Genomic DNA, 1125 nt, shown 5'->3' with positions numbered 1-1125 from the left:
CCGGTGAGGCCTAGGCCCAGGAGGAAGAGGAGGGCGGACCGGCGGAGGACGCGCACCTCGTAGCGCCACTCGGGAAGCCCGAGGCGGAGGAAGCCCCTCCGGCTCATGGGGATGGCCGCCCCCATGGCCAGGAGAAACCAGGGGAAGACCCAGTCCGCCAGGAAGTAGCTCCGGCCGAAGGGCCCGTGGCCGAGCCAAGGAGGGGCGCCCGGGGGCAGGTTGTTCACGAAGAGCATGAGGAGCACCACCAGGCCCCGGAAGGCGTCCAGGGCGGGTTCCCTCATCGCAGGGCGAGGGGTAAGGAGGAGACCGGCCCCAGGGCCAGGCCGCGGGCCCGGGCCAGGCGGAGGAAGGCGGGGAGGACCTCGAGGGTGGCCCGCACGTTCTCGTGAAGGAGGACGATGCCCCCGTAGCGGAGGTGGGCCAGCAGGCGGGCCTCCAGGACCTGGGGTGAAAGCCTGGCGTAGTCCCCGGGGTCGTCGGTCCAGAAGACCGTGGTGAGGCCGAGCTCCCGGGCCACCCGGAGCACGGTGCGGTCAAAGCGGCCCCCGGGCGGGCGGAAGTAGCGGGGCGGGGCCCCCGCGAGGTCCTCCAGGACCTGGTTGCAGAGGAGGAGCTCCTCCCGCACCCCGGCCTCGGGGAGGCCCGGCAGGCGCACGTGGTGGTAGGTGTGGTTCCCGAGCTCGTGGCCCTGGGCCACCAGGTCCCGCACGAAGTAGGGATAGGCCTCGGCGTTGCGGCCAATGACGAAGAAGGTGGCCTTGAGGCCAAGCCGCCTCAAGGTGTCCAGGAGGAGGGGGGTGAAGAGGGGATGGGGGGCGTCGTCAAAGGTGAGGGCGGCGTAGGGCAGAGCGGGGTTCCCGTGGTAGATCACCCCACCCCTAGGCCCCTTGCGGCTTTGCAGGAGCTGGAAGGCCCGCTCGCGGCCCTCGAGGGCCTGGGGCCCCTCCACCCGGGGGCGGTCCTCCAAAACCGGCTCCAAGGGGCGGAGGGGGGCGCGGCCCGGGTTCAGCCAGAGCCGCTCGTAGCCCCGGGGCTCCTTCAGGGCGAGGAACTCCCGCACCCGGTCCTTGGGGACGCTGGCGGTGAAGAGGGGGAAGTCCTCGGGCCCCCGGTAGGGGCTCG

General features: G+C 72.6%; 1 protein-coding gene and 1 pseudogene. Both read right to left on the bottom strand.

All coding sequences use genetic code 11. From position 1 onward, the window contains the following. A pseudogene (locus AC01Y6_RS10435) lies at positions 1-284 on the bottom strand (DUF5009 domain-containing protein); the annotation flags it as partial. After that, positions 281-1125 (bottom strand): polysaccharide deacetylase family protein (locus AC01Y6_RS10430; RefSeq protein WP_476671454.1); only part of this gene is annotated, 845 nt, incomplete at its 5' end. The pseudogene AC01Y6_RS10435 and the gene AC01Y6_RS10430, both read right to left, overlap by 4 nt.

It is taken from the genome of Thermus sp., assembly GCF_056332225.1.
The sequence above is the reverse complement of the archived record's forward strand: the minus strand, read 5'-3'. Positions and strand labels throughout refer to the sequence as shown.